16 protein-coding genes are annotated in these 18,224 nt (G+C 57.8%); 2 read left to right on the top strand and 14 right to left on the bottom strand.

The window, feature by feature from the left end; translation table 11 throughout:
- Positions 1-41: 41 nt before the first annotated feature.
- Together CA51_RS04365 and CA51_RS04360 are read right to left on the bottom strand one after the other, a co-directional pair.
- Positions 42-1,487, bottom strand: a complete 1,446-nt coding sequence (locus tag CA51_RS04365) for a sigma-54-dependent transcriptional regulator (protein ID WP_145118132.1) — start codon at positions 1,485-1,487, stop codon at positions 42-44.
- 9 nt (positions 1,488-1,496) lie between these two features.
- A complete protein-coding gene (locus tag CA51_RS04360) occupies positions 1,497-2,732 on the bottom strand; it encodes a sensor histidine kinase (RefSeq protein WP_231745999.1) in 1,236 nt (411 codons plus the stop codon).
- Between the two features lie 346 nt (positions 2,733-3,078).
- Between CA51_RS04360 and CA51_RS04355 the strand changes: the two genes are divergently transcribed.
- A complete protein-coding gene (locus CA51_RS04355) occupies positions 3,079-4,038 on the top strand; it encodes an acyl-CoA desaturase (RefSeq protein WP_145118128.1) in 960 nt (319 codons plus the stop codon).
- Positions 4,039-4,123: 85 nt separating this feature from the next.
- On the opposite strand, the gene CA51_RS04350 is transcribed toward CA51_RS04355, so the two are convergent.
- The 4 genes from CA51_RS04350 to CA51_RS04335 all read right to left on the bottom strand — a co-directional run bounded on the left by CA51_RS04350 (position 4,124) and on the right by CA51_RS04335 (position 8,848).
- On the bottom strand, positions 4,124-4,525 hold the full coding sequence (locus tag CA51_RS04350; protein ID WP_197451594.1) for a type II toxin-antitoxin system HicB family antitoxin: 402 nt from the start codon (positions 4,523-4,525) through the stop codon (positions 4,124-4,126).
- A 139-nt stretch (positions 4,526-4,664) separates the two neighbouring features.
- Entirely contained in the window at positions 4,665-5,798 is a 1,134-nt protein-coding gene (locus CA51_RS04345) for a DUF1570 domain-containing protein (RefSeq protein WP_145118126.1), read from the bottom strand.
- Between the two features lie 52 nt (positions 5,799-5,850).
- Positions 5,851-7,332 (bottom strand): ABC transporter permease, encoded by a 1,482-nt coding sequence (locus tag CA51_RS04340; RefSeq protein ID WP_197451593.1) that lies wholly within the window; start codon positions 7,330-7,332, stop codon positions 5,851-5,853.
- Between the two features lie 178 nt (positions 7,333-7,510).
- Positions 7,511-8,848 (bottom strand): Gfo/Idh/MocA family protein, encoded by a 1,338-nt coding sequence (locus CA51_RS04335; RefSeq protein WP_145118122.1) that lies wholly within the window; start codon positions 8,846-8,848, stop codon positions 7,511-7,513.
- 318 nt (positions 8,849-9,166) lie between these two features.
- Between CA51_RS04335 and CA51_RS04330 the strand changes: the two genes are divergently transcribed.
- On the top strand, positions 9,167-9,421 hold the full coding sequence (locus CA51_RS04330; RefSeq protein ID WP_145118120.1) for a hypothetical protein: 255 nt from the start codon (positions 9,167-9,169) through the stop codon (positions 9,419-9,421).
- Positions 9,422-9,511: 90 nt separating this feature from the next.
- On the opposite strand, the gene CA51_RS04325 is transcribed toward CA51_RS04330, so the two are convergent.
- The 8 genes from CA51_RS04325 to ffh form a co-directional block, all read right to left on the bottom strand.
- Positions 9,512-11,101 carry a hypothetical protein gene (locus tag CA51_RS04325; RefSeq protein ID WP_145118118.1) on the bottom strand — a complete coding sequence of 530 codons (1,590 nt, stop codon included), beginning with the start codon at positions 11,099-11,101 and terminating at the stop codon, positions 9,512-9,514.
- 664 nt (positions 11,102-11,765) lie between these two features.
- A complete protein-coding gene (locus tag CA51_RS04320; protein ID WP_338052333.1) occupies positions 11,766-12,107 on the bottom strand; it encodes a hypothetical protein in 342 nt (113 codons plus the stop codon).
- Between the two features lie 129 nt (positions 12,108-12,236).
- Positions 12,237-12,926: a dioxygenase family protein gene (locus CA51_RS04315; RefSeq protein ID WP_145124022.1), complete on the bottom strand. Its 690-nt coding sequence runs from the start codon at positions 12,924-12,926 to the stop codon at positions 12,237-12,239.
- 916 nt (positions 12,927-13,842) lie between these two features.
- Positions 13,843-14,655 (bottom strand): 4-hydroxy-tetrahydrodipicolinate reductase, encoded by an 813-nt coding sequence (gene dapB / locus CA51_RS04310; protein ID WP_145118114.1) that lies wholly within the window; start codon positions 14,653-14,655, stop codon positions 13,843-13,845.
- 218 nt (positions 14,656-14,873) lie between these two features.
- The gene (rplS, locus tag CA51_RS04305) at positions 14,874-15,227 is read right to left on the bottom strand and encodes a 50S ribosomal protein L19 (RefSeq protein ID WP_145118112.1); all 354 of its coding nucleotides are present in this window, start codon (positions 15,225-15,227) and stop codon (positions 14,874-14,876) included.
- A 71-nt stretch (positions 15,228-15,298) separates the two neighbouring features.
- The gene (gene trmD, locus CA51_RS04300; protein WP_145118110.1) at positions 15,299-15,982 is read right to left on the bottom strand and encodes a tRNA (guanosine(37)-N1)-methyltransferase TrmD; all 684 of its coding nucleotides are present in this window, start codon (positions 15,980-15,982) and stop codon (positions 15,299-15,301) included.
- Between the two features lie 4 nt (positions 15,983-15,986).
- On the bottom strand, positions 15,987-16,376 hold the full coding sequence (rpsP, locus tag CA51_RS04295) for a 30S ribosomal protein S16 (RefSeq protein WP_231745998.1): 390 nt from the start codon (positions 16,374-16,376) through the stop codon (positions 15,987-15,989).
- Positions 16,377-16,510: 134 nt separating this feature from the next.
- Positions 16,511-17,983, bottom strand: a complete 1,473-nt coding sequence (gene ffh / locus CA51_RS04290; protein WP_145118108.1) for a signal recognition particle protein — start codon at positions 17,981-17,983, stop codon at positions 16,511-16,513.
- Positions 17,984-18,224 lie beyond the last annotated feature (241 nt).

Below are 18,224 nucleotides of genomic sequence, written 5' to 3'. Positions count from 1 at the left end.
GCCAGGTTGCGGGCGATAGAACGTCCGCGGCGCGAGCAGCGTCAGCCGCCGCCGGCAAAATCAGCCGCCTCGATTCCCAACGCCTTCAGTTTACTGCGGAGCGTGACGCGGGAGATGCCAAGAATCGAGGAGGCCTTCAATTGGTTGCCCGCGGTGTGCTGCAAGACCTGGCGAAACAGCTGGCTTTCAGCGGTCCGGATCGCTTCGGCGTAGAGGTTCTTGCTGCCCGCATCCAGCCGTTCGGCGACAAAGCTTTTCGAAAGATATTCGTCTTCGCTCTTGCCGCTGATCAACGGCGTACTGCCGTCGGACAACCGCGGCACAAACTCGGGCAACAAGACATTCCCTCGCGCGATCAGCAACGACTGCTTCATCGCGCTCTCGAGTTCGCGAACGTTCCCCGGCCAATGATATTGCTCCAACAGTTCCAACGTCTCGGGAGCGAGCGTGCGGATGTCCTTGCCAAACTCGTTGCTGTACTTGCGTAAAAAGTATTCCGCCAGCACGCGCAGATCGTCTTCGCGCTGCCGCAGCGGCGGCAGATGAATCGACACGACGCTCAATCGGAAGTAGAGGTCGGCGCGGAACAGCCCCTCGGAGACCAATTTTTTCAGATCGTGATTGGTCGCCGCGATGATCCGCGCATCGACTTTGATCGGCGTGTTGCCACCGACGCGTTCGAACGTCTGATCCTGCAGCACGCGTAAGATCTTGGCCTGAGTCATCGGCGACATATCGCCCACTTCATCCAGGAACAACGTCCCTTTATCCGCTTGCTCCAGCTTGCCGATTCGCTGCCGGTGGGCGTCGGTGAAGGCTCCTTTTTCGTGGCCGAAGATCTCGCTTTCCAACAGCGCGTCGGGGATCGCCGCACAATTGATCGCCTGGAACGGACCGTCGGATCGAGCGCTGTGATGATAGATCGCTTGAGCGACAACCTCCTTGCCGGTTCCGCTTTCGCCCAGCAACAGCACCGTCAGATTTTGCGAGGCGACGCGGCCGATCGCTTTATAAACCTCTTTCATCGCGCGGCAGCGGCCGACGATCGCATCGGCAACCGTATCCTCTTCGTCGGCGAGGACCGGCTGCACGCGGACCATCCGGCTGAGATTAAACGCTTTCTCCAGCAGCTGCCGCATCTCGTCGAGTTCCAGCGGCTTGAAGAGGAAGTCGTAGGCGCCCAACTGAGTCGCTTCGATCGCTGTCTCCACGGTCCCATGCCCGGTGATAAAGATCACCGGCACGCGGGGATCGACTTTGTGCAGCCGCCGGAAACATTCCAGCCCCGACATATCGGGCAGGCTGAGATCGATCACGACCACGTCGGGCCTGGTCTCCATAAAAACCGCTTCACCGTCGGTCGCGTTTTCAGCGACCAAGACCGTCGTCGATTCGCTGGCAAACGCGCGTTCGAAAGCTGTCAGGATCGGCGCTTCGTCGTCGATGACAAGCAGTGTTTGCGAGGTACGGCGTGAAGGACGGTTCATGGGCGACAGTTAAGTTGAGGATTGGACCAGGGGTAAGCTTAACCGAAACTGAGCGCCGCCGGAGGCCCGGTTGGATCCGACCAAGCTGCCGCGATGCGATTCGGCGATCCGCCGGCAGATCCCCAGCCCAAGCCCGACACCGTTGGGCTTGGTGCTAACGAAGGGACTGAACAGCCGGTCGAGCACACTTTCGCTGATCCCGCTGCCGCTGTCGGAGACCGTCAGAATCACATCCTTATCTTCGCGCACCACCGCAAGTTCCAACGTCCCTCCCTCGGGCATCGCGTCGATCGCATTGAGCATCAAATTGAGCAACAGTTGTTGAATCTGAGCGGCATCGCCGAGCACCAAAAGCGGCGGATCGGGAGCGGTAACTTGGAGGCGGACGTTTTGCGTTTTGCAGCGTCCGTCGATCAGCATCACCGTTCGGCGGACCGCATCCTGGATCGCAAACTCGGTCGATTCGCCTCGTTCCGGACGAGCGTAATCGAGCAGGCTGTTGACCGATCGCTCCATCCGTCGGATCTCCCGCTCGACAAGCTCCATGTCGTCGGTTGGCAAACCCTCGTCGGCACACTTCGCGCGATTGACTTGGATCAGCATCTTGATCGAGGTCAGCGGGTTGCGGATTTCATGAGCGACGCCGGTCGCCAGTTGCGCCAGTGTGGCCATCTGTTGGGCGCGAAGGGCTTCGGTTTCGCGAGCCATCGTCAGCCGCTGCTGCTCCGCTTTTTGCGATTCGGTCAGATCGCGGATGATCGCGATCCGCATCGCCTGCGATTCCGAAGGATATTCGCTGACCGAGACCTGAACGGGAAACCGGTGCCCATCGGCGCGAACCGCATCCAAACGAAACTCGTTGGGCAACCCCAAGAACCGATCGGGCAGACCGGGAATCACCTGCTGCATGAACTGGCCGATCAACGCTTCGGCATCGATCGCGATCAACTCCGTCGCCGCCCGATTGCACGACAGGATCGAACCCTCTCGATCGAACGTCAAGATGCTCTCGCTGGCATTGGCGACGATCGTTTCGCTGCGCTGATGCTCCTGGACCGCGATCCGTCTCAACGGCCCAATGATCACCAACCACATTGCCGGAGCACAGACCATCGTCAGCAGAACCGCGTCGACGATCGCCCGCCCCGCCTCGTTCAAACTGCCCGGCACGATGTAGGGGAGGGCGAACATCACCGCCACTTCGGTGATAAAAACGAGGACCAACACGATCGCCAAGATTCGCATCGGCGAACCCAGAATCGTGGACAGAGCGGAGACTCGACTGGACATATGCAGAGACAGAAAAAGCCGCAGGGACCGAGCGAACCGGCAAGCCCCGAACCGCGGCGGCGGAACTTACCCGACCTGCCCAGGCAGATCGAAAACGGATGATCCCCCCAGTCTAACACCGCCCTCGCTTGGGGGACGACTGGGCGAGACAACGCGTTCAAACGACGCGAGCGCGAATTTCTTGGGGAGATGTTACAGAACCGTTACAGCGATGTCTCTTTGCGAAAACAGTCGCCTGCGGACAGATCCTTAAGATTTGGGCATCGGAAACGAGTTCAATTTCATTTAGGAAGCAAATCCCATGGCAACCGTAGTCGACGACGCCTTTGACCTAGCAGAACAGACCGGCATCGATGCTGGTGAAGTCGCAAAAAGCAAAAAGCAAAAGGCAGCGAACCTTTCGCGAGAAGAGCGAACGATCGTCAATACGTATTCGATTATCTGGCTTGTTGCGGCCCACGTCGGTGCGATCTTCGCGATCTGGACCTTCACCTGGCCTGCGTTGATCGCCATGGTTACCCTCCACTGGATCACCGGCGGCCTGGGAATTTGCCTCGGCTACCATCGCTACCTGACCCATACAGGTTTCCAATCGCACCGCTGGGTCAAATATATGTTTGCCGTGATTGGCAGCTTGGCTGGCGAAGGCTCGCCCCTGGACTGGGTCGCCGACCATCGCAAGCATCACGCCGAGAGCGATCAGCCGGGCGATCCCCACTCGCCCAACGACGGGGCGTGGTGGAGTCACATGTTCTGGCTGGCCTACAGCACTCACGACGGCGACCGCGAAGCCTACTTCAAGCGTTGGATTCCCGATTTGGCGGCCGATCGCGGGATGCGATTTATCGAAAAGATGTTCCTGCCACTGAACTTCGCCTTGGGCGTCGCTTTGGCTGTTGGCGGCTACCTTTACGGCGGCAGCGAGATGGCGATCTCGATGGTCGTTTGGGGAATGTTCCTGCGACTCGTCTTCGTCCTGCATTCGACTTGGCTCGTGAATTCAGCGAGTCACATGTGGGGCTACCGCAACTACGAAACAACCGACAAGAGCCGCAACAACTGGTGGGTCGCATTGGTCACCTACGGCGAAGGCTGGCACAACAACCACCACGCTTATCCCCGCATGGCTAAGCACGGGCACAAGTGGTGGGAAATCGATCTGACCTACATGGCGATCCGAGCGATGCAAAAAGTTGGTCTGATCTGGAAGGTCGTCGATTACCGTAACGTCGCGGAAAAGAAAGCGAAGCAGGGACTCTAGTTCTCGCTACATAAGATTCGCCCAAAGTCGCGTGCCATGACCAATCGAAGGCCGCGCAAACAAAGTACAGCCCAGAGAAGCAACGTCATGCCGACTGTTTGCCTCTGGGCTTCGCTTTTGTATTTACTTTCGTCGTTCCGCCACGCTTCGGCTTGGCAGCGACCTTCTCCACAGCCGCTTCCAGTTGCTCCTTGACGAAGGCATTGAGGCTTTTGCCCGCAACGTTCGCAGCCATACTCACTTGGCGATGCAGTTCGTGTGGGATCCGGGTTACGAACTGGCCTGAAAACGGCTTATCTGGAGACTCGCCGCGCTCCTTGCAAAACGCTAGATAGTCATCGATGGAGTCGCGGAACGCCTGGGTCAGCTCGGAAACACTCTCTCCCTGAAATGTGATAACGTCACGCGTCCCGAGGATCTCCCCATGAAAAATCGCTGCTTCGTCATCGAACTCCACTTTGCCAACATAGCCTTTGTATTCGATCATGGCTCAACTCTCGCTTCTGCTAAGAACCGTCGTATCGACCTGCCGGCTCCCTTCTGAGGATGTGGCTAACGTCAATTTTGCTAGTGCTTGATAACGAGAACAAAAGCTTGCACCTTCGCTCCAGCCAGCCTCGCGGTGGCTATCGTCGCAGCACAAACCGCCGGGTGTAGGCGATGAATTGCCGGTCGAGCTTTTGCAGGTCGCCAAACGCATCTCGGAACATCTGCAACCGTTCGCGCGGCCCCAGCGATTCCAAGTACTCCCCTTCGCTCAGCTGCTTCAGATAGGCGACGTACTGCTTCGGTTTCGTCTTCAGCAAAAAGTAGGTCAACGCCCAGGCTTCGGCATAGGCAAACGAAGCGGTTGCCGAATTGGTCAACCGGCTGTCATCTTGCAGCAGCGTGACCAACGAATCGGCTGGTCGCTGAGGCAGATATTGGGCGAACCGCAAACGATTGACTTCGTTGATCCGGCCGATCTCGCGCCACCCATCGCCGCGCTTCAGGTCGGGCGACTCAAAGAAGACCGCCATCCCTTCGCTGACCCAATAAGGATTGTCGGCGTAACGTTTTTGCAGCCCGCAATTGTAAGCCAACTGATGCGTCGCTTCGTGAACCAACGTGGCGATGTTTCGGTCGACCAAGAAGCCGCCAGCTCGCACCCCGGCTCCCTCGCCGATGTCGTAGGTCGTCATCCGGTTGGTTTGCAAGTTGTAGTAACCGATGATCGATTCCGCGGCGTCCCCCGCTTCGGGACGAGCGTAGCGTTGAAAACTAGCTTTGTCCTCGAAGACCAACGCGACCAACGGAAACCGCGGCTCGGGTAGATCCCAACCGTTGTTCTTCCAGAACGCATAAAAGCCTTTGTACAGCTTCTCGAACAACCCGGCACAGTATTCGACAAACGGAGCGTCGGCGTTGGAGACGACGACGTAGTGAGCGGTTTGCATGACGCGAAATTCGCTGCCAAGGGTCGCGACCAATTCGGCAACGGCCACCTCGGGGCTGGGGATCTCGACAGGCATCGAATCCTGCTTGCGATCTTTAATCTCCTCGGGCTGAATCGTCCAAATCTGGCCATCGTTGGCCTGAAACAACAACCCGCCATCCTGAGCTTCCAACAACGCTTCGCCACAAACCTTAAACGTTTGTCCCCCTTGCACAAACGTCACGTGGTCCGCTGCATCAACCTTGCCCGCGGTCAGCGTCGTGAAGATCAGCATCCATGTCACGCCAAGCAGCGTCCACACATTCAAATTTCGATTGCGAAGCATGAGGTTCCATCAGAGGGTTTGCGACCGGCCAACGTACGCATCTATCATACGCTTAACGACGGCCCATCGTAGAACGACAGACATGAAAAAATAGAACCGCTGCGATAACCAAGCTGCTAGCGATCAGGCAGAGCCCCGATTCTTGATAGCGAACGCCGCTGTGCAGCAAACCAAAAACCCGCCGAGCGACGGTGGAGACTCCCGGCGGCATCACCAATTCGGTTGCCGAGACCTCCCCCAATGCAACCACTGCTGTAACAAAACCACAGATCGCCAAGGGCCACACGATGCGTGGCATTTCGATATATCGCAGCCGCTGCCACCAGCCGGCTCCATCGATGCGAGCCGCTTCGTCGACGCGGCGATCGGTAGCGTAAAAGCTGCCGATCAGGATCAGCGAGCACAACGGAACCGATCGATGCATTACGGCCAGACCCGCTGGAATCAAGCTGCGATCGTACAGTTCCCCCAGCCAAGCGATGCCGCTCTGAGAAAACAGCCGCATGATTCCCATGCTGATCACGGGCCCGGGAATGAACAGCAACACCAAGCAGCCAACCGCAACGAAACCCAACCGATATCGCCCCAGCCACGACAACACGAGGGATACCGGCAGCGTCATCGCGATCGACGTCGCCGCTAGCATCGCGGTCCAATAATATTCGGTGCGAAACATCGTCGCCGCCTGAGTCAGCGTGGCGGACGCTTGGGCAACCGACCATCCCGACTGCAGTTCTCCATCGACCGCCTGCACAGTCCAGCCGGCCTTGATCCCCAAACTGACTAGCGGCAATAGAATCAACAACGTCGCCAACCACCCCAGACCGGCCAGCCCAAAGACCTCCGTCGCCAGGCCGTTGTCGACGACCGACGGCTGCGTCCGCCCAGTCGCGCCGCCGAGTGGCCTTAAAACCTGATGACGCCCCAAAAACCACAACAACACGATCCCGATACACAACACGATCGGCAACAGCATTGCCAGCAAGATCGGAATCGGCTGTGGCGACAGCGCATACTGAAAGTAGACTTCGTCGGCGAGCGTTCGAAATCCGTACAGATCGACGACGGAGATTTCGGTCGCCGCGATCAAAGCCACCCACAACCCACTGGCCAACGTCAGCAGATAAGTTCCCGGCAGTGTCACACGCAGCGCCGCTCGCAGCGGGCCGGCATCCAACCGCGCCGCCTCTTCACCCGGAAGCGGTCCGCGGCGCAAAAACGCACCGACGATCAAGGCAACCCAGGCGGCCCCGGCGATCCCGTGGATCCAAGACGATGCGACCAGTCCGGCGAAGAAACTGCCTCGCGCGGTGACGCCCGACAATGGCAGCCAGCCGAATTTCCCTAGCGTCGCTTCCCACGCCGCTGCGTGAATGAACAACGGCAGCGAGATCGCAGCGATCGGAATCAGACGCCACAGCCAACGACCGCGGCGGACCAAACGTTCGCAAAGATAAGCGTATGCCCAACCGATCAAGAGAGCGATCGCGGTTGCCAGAACCATCAGCGAGAGGGTGCGGAGAGTAGCCTGCACAGCGCGGGTGTCCGTGAGAACGACGTGTCGATTGAGTTCCGCGTCGGCACCGCGGATCAGGGTGCAAACAGACGCCTCGATACAAAAAAATGGCACGCCTGCGTCCCGCTAGGACGCAGCGTGCCATATCGTATCGCGTTGCGTTGCCTCGAGAACCGCTCAGCGGTCCCCAAAGAAACTACATGGTGTAGCCGTTCTTCAAGTCGGGCTTGACCATCCAATCGTACTTGTCGGTCCCCAGAACCTTCATTTCCTTAGCGTTCCAGCTGATCTTTTCGCCTTGCTTCTCGTTTTCGTCAGCCGCGAAGACAGCCAGGTTTCCAAGCAGGATGGTTTCGGTCAAAGGACCGGCGTAGTTCGGGAAGTTGCTCTTCGCTTCTTTGCCCGTCTTGATCGCCATCGCCAATTCGCGGAAGTGACCTGGCGAACGGTCGTAATCGACCTCCTTCGTCTCTGCTCCGCCGAGCATTTCGAAGGTGGCACCGTAATCGTTTGGCGAATACAGGCTGCCCTTGGATCCAACGACCAAGCAGCCGCTGCTGGACAAGCCCTTCTTAGCGAACGATTCCGATCCCGCGAACAGCGACTGAGCTGGCAACTTGCCACCGTCGTACCAGTACAACTGAGTCGCGCCACGCCAATCGTTGGCGGGGAACTCGAATACGATCTGCGACCAGGACGGGTAAGTGATCTTGTTGTGACCACTGGTCGTCGCTTGCACGCTGGTTGGGTTTTGCAAATCGCAACCCATGTATGGCATGTTCAACGTGTGGCAAGCCATGTCGCCCAACGCACCGGTACCGAAGTCCCAGAAACCACGCCACTTAAATGGATGATAAGCGCTGCTGTACGGACGCTTTTCAGCTGGGCCAATCCATTCATCCCAGTGGATGTAGCTTGGCACTTCTTCGGCTGCGGGTTGGCCGATGCCTTGTGGCCATACCGGACGGTTGGTCCAAACATGCACCTCTTTCACATCGCCGACGGCACCCGCTTTGATCATCGCCGCAGCTTCGCGAACGCCGCTGTTGGCGGTTCCCTGGTTGCCCATCTGAGTCTGGCACTTGTTCTCCGCAGCCAGTTCGCCCAGACGACGCGATTCCCAGATCGTGCGAGTCAGTGGCTTTTGCGTGTAGCAGTGCTTGCCCAACGCAAGCGCCGCGGCAGTTGCAACACCGTGGCAGTGGTCTGGCGTACTGACGGTCACCGCGTCGATGCTCTTGTCCTTTTCGTCGAGCATCTTGCGGAAGTCATAATACTTCGATGCGTCGGTGAAACGTTCGCCCGCCTTGTTCAATCGCTCGTCGTCGATATCGCAGATCGCAACGACTTTGCCCGCTTTGCCCGCGTCAGCCGAATCGCTCGAGCCCTTGCCGCCGACACCGATACAAGCAAACCGGATCTCTTCATTTGCGGCCAAGCTCTCCTTGGGTGCGATACCACCAGCAACCCAATAACCAGCACTGGCGACGGTGGTGGCTTTCAAGAAGGTTCGACGTGAATTGTTTTTTTTCATATACAGTCTCCAGTTCAAGGTGGGAATCGCACAGGATGGCCGGTCAAAACGGAATTGACACGTTATCGGTCTAATCTTTGCGCCGTCGTGGAATTGCCCAAATTTTGGCGTTCCCCATTCTACGGTGGCCGTCTCAGCCACACACGGCGCGAAATGGGGAAATTATTCCGGCTATAGGATAGCTGGGATTGGAGCGATCATCAAATAGATCAGTGCTAGCGATCTTACCGGCAGCCATCCCAAGACTCACGAGGCTCCTATCCATCAGCCGATATCAGAAGCAGTCGCTCAATTCTCTCACCCCCTGGAGCCTTAACCGTGTGGCGTTCGCTATTTTTAGCGCTGGGCATCATGCTCACCGTCGTCGGTGCAGAGTGCCTGGTGATCGACAGTGCAGCCCTGCATGCCGCCAGCGAAAAACCTAGCGGTTCGTTCCTCGCGGCTGCTCCAACGGGCCCCTCAACGCGCAACTTCACCCCCTCGGAATGGTTTCCTTGGTCGATGATGGGTGCGGGAACGTTGACAATCCTCTACGCCCTCACGCTCCGCCGATCGGCCCCAGCCGAGGGTTAGAGCTAGCAGATCTTTTTCTCCACATCTTTCCAGCTAGCTACCCCCAAAGGGGCTGCACGCCGAAAAATCTCTCCCATCGCCGCGCCGCCGCTATAGAAAGTTCTGCGGCAGCGTCTCGCCACGGCGATCGCGATCGGTCCATACGATCGGACTATCGGGCGGTGTCATCAACAGATACGCGTCGTCTTGGTAGCTCAAACGCCAATGCAACTGCGACTGCATCGCGTCGACGATCGGCGATCCCACCGGGACCACGACCGCGTCGCTGGGATAGCGATCCAGCATCTGTTCCCACCCCGGTTCGCCGCGATAAAACGCGCGGTGCTCGTCGAGCAGTTCGGGCGGATAGCCGACTTCGTATCGTCCATCGATGCTGATCAAGACGTCGGGGTACATGTGCCACATCACGTAAGCACCGGCACCAAAGGGCAACTGCAATCGGCCGCGGAAGTGATTCTCTTTTAAGTACTCGACGACTCCAACAGGCTGATTCCCCATCTCCGCCGACTGGACCGGCAACACGGTGTACCATCCGCCGACGTAGAAGAAGTACGCCAAACTACCGACGATCGCTGCGACAGCGCCCCGCTGGACAGCACGCTGGCGTTGGCAGATCCAAGCCTGGATCGCCGGCCCCATTTTGCAACGCGACAACAACGGCGGCGCGTAACACATCCAAACCACGCCGTATATAGAACCGTGGCGAATGTGACGCAGGGCGAGATAAGCGGTCACGATTAACGAGAGTGTTCCGATCGCGCGACGCCAACCAAGTTGAACCACAGCGACGGTCGTCAGCACAATCGTCATCAGATAGCTGAGCAGCGTCAGCCCTGGCTGATACGTTGTCCACAGCGGTCCCCATTCGGCGATCTCGGGGCGAGGCAAGCGAACCGCATGCAACACGTACGGAGCGTACTGGGCGCCATAAGGCGTCAGCCCCAACGTGGCCGCCGCAGCGATCAACAGCCCAACGCGGTGCCAATAGCGATGGACCAAGCGCCGCATCAGCCAGCGTCGCTCTCCAAGCCGTCCCTGTCGCCATTGGTTCACGAGATCGGCAGCAACGCGTTCGAACGTGTCGATTGCCAACAGCCCCGCGCCGACCAAAAAGCCAGCGTGAATATTGACCCACACGAACCACAACGGCAGCAACATCAAAACCCAACCGCGTCGTCCGCGGCGGTCTTCATCGACCAAGCGTAGTTGCACAGCGGTGAACAGCAGCGTGACCAGTTGAGCCCGCAGCGTCCCGAAACCGACCCAAGCGATCGGCAGGATCAAGAGCGCCGCCAACGCGAAGACGATCGGACTGGCGCCGCGTCGTCGAGCGGTCATGTAGGTCGCTGAAACGATCCCCAGGATCAACATCCATCGCAGGATCGTCAGTCCCATCAGGCCCCAGCCTGTGGAAATGCAGAAGCCATACAACAGTAAGCCCATCGCCCATTCATGATGCACCGACGGGTAGACCGTTGGCGTGAAGGCAAACGGGTTGTCCAATGGCAACTCGCCTCGGAACATCGCTTCGCGGACGAGCGCCAATTCGTGATACATATCGTGCATCACAAAGTTCAGCTGCGCAATCCAAGCGGCAAACAAACATCCCGCCGCCGCTAACAGCAACAATGCGAGACGCTTGGCGGTAGGATCGGGCAGAGAACGCTGGGCGGTTTGCATAGCAGAGATCTTGCGAGGCGAAAAACACACCGCGAAATCCCGCTGGACGCCGGTGTGATGAACCCTAGCACGAAGCTTGCCTGGGGCTTCGAGATGCCGTTCACAGACCGCTGCTTTTCCCTAGATTTTGCTCGGCGATCGGTCTCCCAGCGACGATCGCTCGCGATGTTCGGTCGCCGCAAAATTTGTTAAAGCTGACCGACTCGGCAAGTTCGCACATCACAACCGCTGGAATCGTTTTAACCCGCAGCCTTTAACACTGGCAGTTATACGTAAGTCATTGTGAGTTGTCGCGACCGAACGCTTGCCAGTCTCGTGAGAAGTCTTTCGTTCGTCGCAGGCCGTTCCACATCGCATTCATCCGAGTCCGGGCCGCAGGCTCGAACATTTGCCTAGCCCAGGCCATCGGCCTGGGTTCTAGTGGCGATGATTGACATGGTTGGGCTGTAGGCCCGGTCGATTGTCACCACCTACCCCGGGGCGTTGCCCCTTCGCCCGTTGTGAAATGAAACCGGGCGACGTCGGCTAATACCCAGCCCTGCAGGCTGGGCTATGCAAATTGCTGGACCTTCGGCCCGCGCCAGGCCTGTGAGGAATGTTCCTGTCCCTTTCGCCGTTGCCTGCGACTTGCGTATAAGTGACAGGCCCTTAACATCCGGCTCGCTCAGCGCCGATACTTCGCGATCGCTTCGGGCAGCGGATAGGAGGTGATGTCTCCCTCGGGACCTTGAGCTTCGATCTCACGCAATCGCTCGAACCCGCGACTGACCAAGGTCTCGCGCTGCTGAACGTACTCCGGATCGAGCTCTTGTTTGCCGAAAGCCCCTTCGCAAACCAGCGGCTCGAAATCGGGATGCACGATGAATTGGCCAACCGCTGGGTTGCAGCGGATGTGGCGTTCGGGCGTCGTGTGCAAACGCTCGGGATCCAGTTCGCCGATCACAAACCGCAGATAGAGGTCGCTGTCGCTGATGTTCCCCACATCCTCGCCGCAAACTTCACACAAATACCCTTCGTCGCAGCGAGCCATTCGAAAAACAAAACCGATTGAGATGGAGGAACTAGAAAACGAGCATCGCCAACATGAACTGGCGATGCCACAGATAAACGTCGAAATGAGCCGCGACCGTGTCGGTTAACCGCGTTGTTTTTCGGCGTCGTCGGGCGTCCGACCGAGCACGACGTCGAAGTGACAAGCAAATTCGCCGATCTTCGATTCGGGGACGGGGTTAAAATCGGCGACCAGCAGTTCGCGTTTCGCTGGATCGGTAATCCGTCGAAAAACGCCATCGCGAGTGTTCCCGGCGTAGCCACGAATCATCAACTGAGTCGTCAACACTTTGCGGTCGTTCTGTTTGACGATGATGTGAATGTGCGGGGCAGGGCGACCGGGATACTCGACCGGCTTGATCGTGCGAAAACGGTACTCGCCCATCGCTCCGGTTTCAAACCGCCCGAAGCCTTGGAAGTTTGGATCCTGTTGCTTCTTCTTGCCGTTGCTGTCGCGCGAGTGCAGATAGACGGCGTTGGCATCGCATTGCCAGATTTCGATCGTCGCATTGCGGACGGGCGAACCCGCCGGCGTCAAAACGCGTCCTGTTAAATGAGTGATCTGCCCCACTGCCGGCGTCGTGCTGTCATTGATCAAGATCAGATCATTGTCTTGATCCAGCGGCAGTTTATCGGGATAGAACGGCCCTTCGGTCAACGGCGGCGTCGACTGCAATTGCTCAGCAAACAAACCGGGCGTTGCAAAAAAGGCCGCCCCGCCGACGGCGAGCAGCGAGCGACGGGATAACGGAAAACGCGTCGATGGATTGTGCATAGTCGGGCCCAGTTTGGCGGAAGCTGACGTCATATTAAGGTTCAACACCGCATGCAGCATACCAGATCGGCTCGATCGATAAATCAACAGTTTTTAGGCAATATCTGCAGTGGAGCGACGAATGTCTTACCAGTCGATCGGGGCACGGCCGCCCATTCGATTCGGTGGCAATGCTGGCAATCGTTGCCTCCCCGTTTTGTAAGCGTTAGCAAAACCGACCGAAACATGCTCTCGAGCCCGGGGTTCAAAGCCGTCTGCAAGCCCTAAGCCCACCCTAACAAGAAGGTCATTTACGATGGAAACTTTTTTCGTTGCCTGTCCTTCCGGCCACCAGGTTCCGGTCTCTATCAACCACTCTGACGCACCGGTGCAATGCCCTCAGTGCGACGGAATGCTCGAATCAGGAATGCCGCGGACAAGTTTGTCCGATACCGGAGCGATGCGAATTCTGGAAGCGAGCGAACTAGCACCTCCGGCCCCAAAATCAGCCACCGCGTCGCGTCCCTGCCCAATCTGCCGGACTCCAGTCTCCGAGGCGTCCGCCGCATGCGCCCACTGCCAAACCTACCTAGCGAGCCCTCCCGATTTCCTCCGCGACCTAGCATAACTTGGAACCACCAACCCCGCGTAGGGCGTTATGCATCAACGCGTCTCAATCACCCATTGTTACTCAACCGCCGTGTTGAATCACGAAACCGGCCACAGTAACCCGACACGTTACAACGCAAGCCATTGTCACAAGGCAATGGCCCTATCGGTCGTGACAAAACGGTGTACGCCCGGAACAACCGGCTCGCAAAACACTCGATTCGCAAAACACTCGCTTGCGCGTCGTGCTCGTATCTTGGCGTCGCGGAAGTCGTGAAGACTTTCGATCTGCGGCAAGTACCGCCTACGAAACTCTTGCCGCGTTTCGCTACGAGAGGCCGAGGACGTCGAACATCGAGTAGAGGGCTGGGGGGCGGCCTTGGATCCAGCGGGCTGCGGCTAGGGCGCCCGATGCGTAGCAGTCGCGGTTGCTCGATGCGACGCGCAGCTCCATCGTCTCGCCTAACATGCCGTAGACAATCGTGTGTTCACCGGTGTTGTCGCCGACGCGGACCGCGTGGTAACCGATCTCATTGAGCGAACGCTGCCCCGTCTCGCCCTCGCGGCCGTGGACGTGCTTCGTCTCGCCATCCAACTGGCCAGCGATCAGTTCACCAAACTTCAGCGCCGTGCCGCTGGGAGCGTCGACCTTGTAGCGATGGTGTCGCTCGATGATCTCGATATCGACGCCGCCGGGAACGTTCTTCAAAGCCGCCGCGGCTTGTTCAGCCAGCTTCATCGACAGGTTCACCGCGAGACTCATGCTGGGTGCCCAGACGATCGGAATCTGCTTGACCGCTTCGGCGATCGCCGCTTGCGTTTCGTCGGACAACCCGGTCGTCGCGATCACCAGGGGTGTTTTCGATTCCAGACAGTTCGCAACGGCGCTGCCCACGGCATCGGGCAACGAGAAATCGATCGCCGCGTCGCATTCCGCTGGCCAATCGGCCGACAGCGGAACTTCGTTCAGATCGCAACCGGCCAGCCCGCCGGAATCCTGCCCAAGCAGCGGGTGCTGTTGATGATCGATCGCTGCGATCACTTGAAATGCTTCGTCAGCGGTCGCCAACGCAACAACGCGGCGCCCCATCCGACCGGCGGCACCGTGAACTGCAAGCTTGATTGGTTGCGAACTGGTCATAAGAAGTCAATCAACGGAGCTGAGCGTGAGCACCCGTCGAAGCGCAAGTCGATGCAACGACCTGTCTGCCGCGTGGGCGACCAACAAGGGGAGTACAGGGCAGGGAAGCATCCGCCCGAGAAACAAGGCATCGAACCGAGAGACCCTCAGCCCAATGCCGCATCCAGAAAGCGGGCAACGCGTCGATCGCGTCGCCCCATCGATCGCCAACAAGCGAATTAGCTGCGGCGACGTTCTTTCAGACGAACCGCCTTGCCGACGCGATCGCGAAGGAAGTACAGCTTGGCACGACGAACAACGCTGCTGCGCTTGACTTCGACTCGTTCAACGCGTGGCGAGTGCAGTGGGAACTTACGTTCCACACCTTCGCCAGCGACCATACGACGGACGGTGAACATCTCGCGAGTTCCCGAACCGCTGCGAGCGATCACAACGCCGGTGAAGACCTGGATGCGTTCTTTGGCGCCTTCCAAAATCTTGGTGTGCACGTCGACGGTATCGCCGATGTCGAACTGAGGAACGTCGGATTTAAGGCACGTCTTTTCGACGAGATCCATTACTTGTTGGCTCATAGGAATGACTCCGCTTGGCTGATGGTGATATTTTTGTTTGGCTGCTGGTTAGCAACAATTTTGGTTTGTCGTCAGAGCAGGTCGCTGCGACGTTCGGCTGTTCTCTTTTGAATCTGATCTGCACGCCAAGCGGCGATCTGTTGATGATTTCCACCCAACAAAACCTCGGGCACTTCGTGGCCCCGAAATTCTCTCGGTCGAGTGTACTGCGGGAACTCCAACATTCGATTCCCGCGTGAGAACGAATCGTCAAAGCTACTAAACTCATCTCCTAACACACCTGGCAACAATCGGACCACCGCGTCGATGACAACCATCGCAGCGACTTCGCCACCATTGAGCACAAAGTCACCAACGCTCAGTTCCTCGGGTTCCAGGATATCGATCACTCGTTGATCGAACCCTTCGTAGCGGCCGCACAGCAACATCAGCCGCGGTTCGGTCGCCAACTCTTCGGCCAACTGCTGATCAAAGCGACGGCCTTGAGGTGAAAGCAGAATTCGCCGGGCGGGGCGATCTTCTTTGCTTTCGATCTCTTCTACACAATCGACCACCGGAGGTGCCTGGATCAACATTCCAGGGCCGCCGCCAAAGGGACGATCATCAATTTTATGGTGCTTCTCGTCGGTCGACCAATCGCGCAAGTTGTGGCAATGAATCTGGACCAGCTGATTTTCGATCGCCTTATTTAACAAGCTCTGTGTTAAATAGCCATCGAAGATCGCCGGGAACAAGGTCACGACATCAAAGCGCATTCTATTATTCGCTAGCTGCTTCCGCAGGTGCGGCTTCAGCGGCCGGAGCTTCAGCTTCCGCCTTTGGCTTGGCTGGCTTTGGCGCTGGAACCGGACGACCGGCTTGCAAACGTTGCAAAGCTTCGCGTTGCTTTTCCAGGTGAGTCCCTTCGGCGCCGTACTTCTTGATCAAGATTTGGCACTTGTCGCTAGCTTGAGCGCCAACACCCAACCAGTAGTTGATGCGTTCGCCCTTGAGGATCGCACGGGCATCGGTTTCAGGGATGCTGGTGTCGTAGTAGCCCAGTTCTTCGATAACCTTGCCATCGCGAGGGTTACGTTGGTCGACGGCGCACAAGCGGTAAAACGGTCGGTGGGCACGGCCCATCTTCTTCATTCGGATTCGAACTGCCACGTGGTTTTCTCCAGGTAGTGGTCTTTTAATCGTATCTATGTATCAAACGGCTGATTGGTCAGCGAGGATCACTCTGAATTTTCAAACGCATTTTTACGCGTAATCGATCCCGAGTGACAGCTTAATCATTGCAATCACTTCGATCGTCTCAATTTCCGCAGCTCTTTTTCACGCTGCTTCTTCTGTTTCGCCCGTTCGGCGGCCGACAACCGCTTCCCAGTCGACTTTTTCATCTTCAACGCCCCTGGATTGGACCCATCCAATGCACCGCTTGATTGCAGCTGACGCATCAATTGCATCCGATCCCCTACGCCGCCACCCGCCATTGCTTGCATGATCGGCTTCATCTGCTCGAACTGCTTAACCAATTGCGTGATCGCAGACGCCTGAACCCCAGCACCTTTGGCGATCCGGGTCCGACGCGAGATATCAATAATTTTTGGATTGCGACGCTCTTCCAGCGTCATACTGTTGATCGCACCGATCGTCTGTTTGATCCCGCCAGCGGCTTCTTCGCTGTTCATCAGGTCTTTCAGCTGGCCCATGCCAGGCATCAAACCCATCATCTTGCCCATCAGCCCCGGCTTGGCGACCTTCTCCATCAAGCCTTTAAAATCATCGAGCGTCATCTCGCCCGACTTCATCTTCTCTTCAAGTTCTTCGCGCTGACTTTCGTCAACGATCCGATGAGCCTCCCGCGCCGCGGCGACCATGTCGCCCATCTGCAGGATCCGTCCGGTCATCCCCTCGGGACGAAACGGCTCCAACGCGTCAAAATGCTCACCCGTACCAATGAACTTGATCGGCACGCCCGTGACATGCTTTACACTCAACAACGCGCCGCCGCGGGCGTCGCCATCGAGCTTCGTCATCACGACGCCATCCAGCTCCAGAGCTTCATTAAAAGCACCTGCACTGTTGACAGCATCCTGTCCGGTCATGCCGTCGACGACCAGATAAACCTGGTCCGGCTTGACGCGTTTGTCGATCCGCGCCAATTGATCCATTAACTCTTTGTCGATCGCCAACCGACCGGCCGTATCCAAGATGACGACTCGCGCGCCCTGCTGTTGAGCTTGCTTAACGCCCGCTTGGCAGACCTTAACCGGATCGCTGGCACCATCTTCGGCATAAACCGGCACGTCCAACTGACGCCCGATCACCCGCAATTGCTCGATCGCAGCGGGGCGTTGCAGGTCGGCCGCGACCAACAACGGCTTGATGTTCTCTTCTTTCAGCAGCTGAGACAACTTTCCGCAAGTCGTCGTTTTACCGCTACCCTGCAGGCCGCACATCATGATGACCGTGATGCCGTCGCCCTTGAGATGCAGCGAGGAATCGACAGGCCCCAGAATATCGACCAGCTCGTCATAGACGATCTTGACCAGTTCTTCGCCCGGTCGCAGGCTCATCAGCACGCGACGACCGGTTGCCTTTTCGGTCACATGCTGCATGAACGACTGGACAACCGAATAGCTGACATCCGCTTCGAGCATCGACTGCTCGACCAGCTTCAGCCCATCGCGCATGTTCGCCTCGGTGAGCTTGCCTTTACCACGCAAGCTCTTGAAGGCGGATTGCAGTCCGTCGGACAGCGATTCAAACATGCAGAACGATCCCCAGTCAGGTGTACGAAGCCACGTATTCTATAAGAACCGCTTTAGGATCGTAAAGGCTCGACGTGTTGTCAATACGACGACATTCGCACGCTATTTCGCGCAGAATCGCCCCAAATGAGCCGGCGAGGCGATCGCCGAGTGAAAAGAATTGCTAGCCAAGCGAATCCCATCCGACCCAAAACCGCATCCGAAGAGGTACTCAGAACACCCCACACGAAGAAGCCCGACC

The sequence above is a fragment of the Rosistilla oblonga genome (genome assembly GCF_007751715.1).
Lineage (GTDB): Bacteria > Planctomycetota > Planctomycetia > Pirellulales > Pirellulaceae > Rosistilla > Rosistilla oblonga.
The sequence above is the reverse complement of the archived record's forward strand: the minus strand, read 5'-3'. Positions and strand labels throughout refer to the sequence as shown.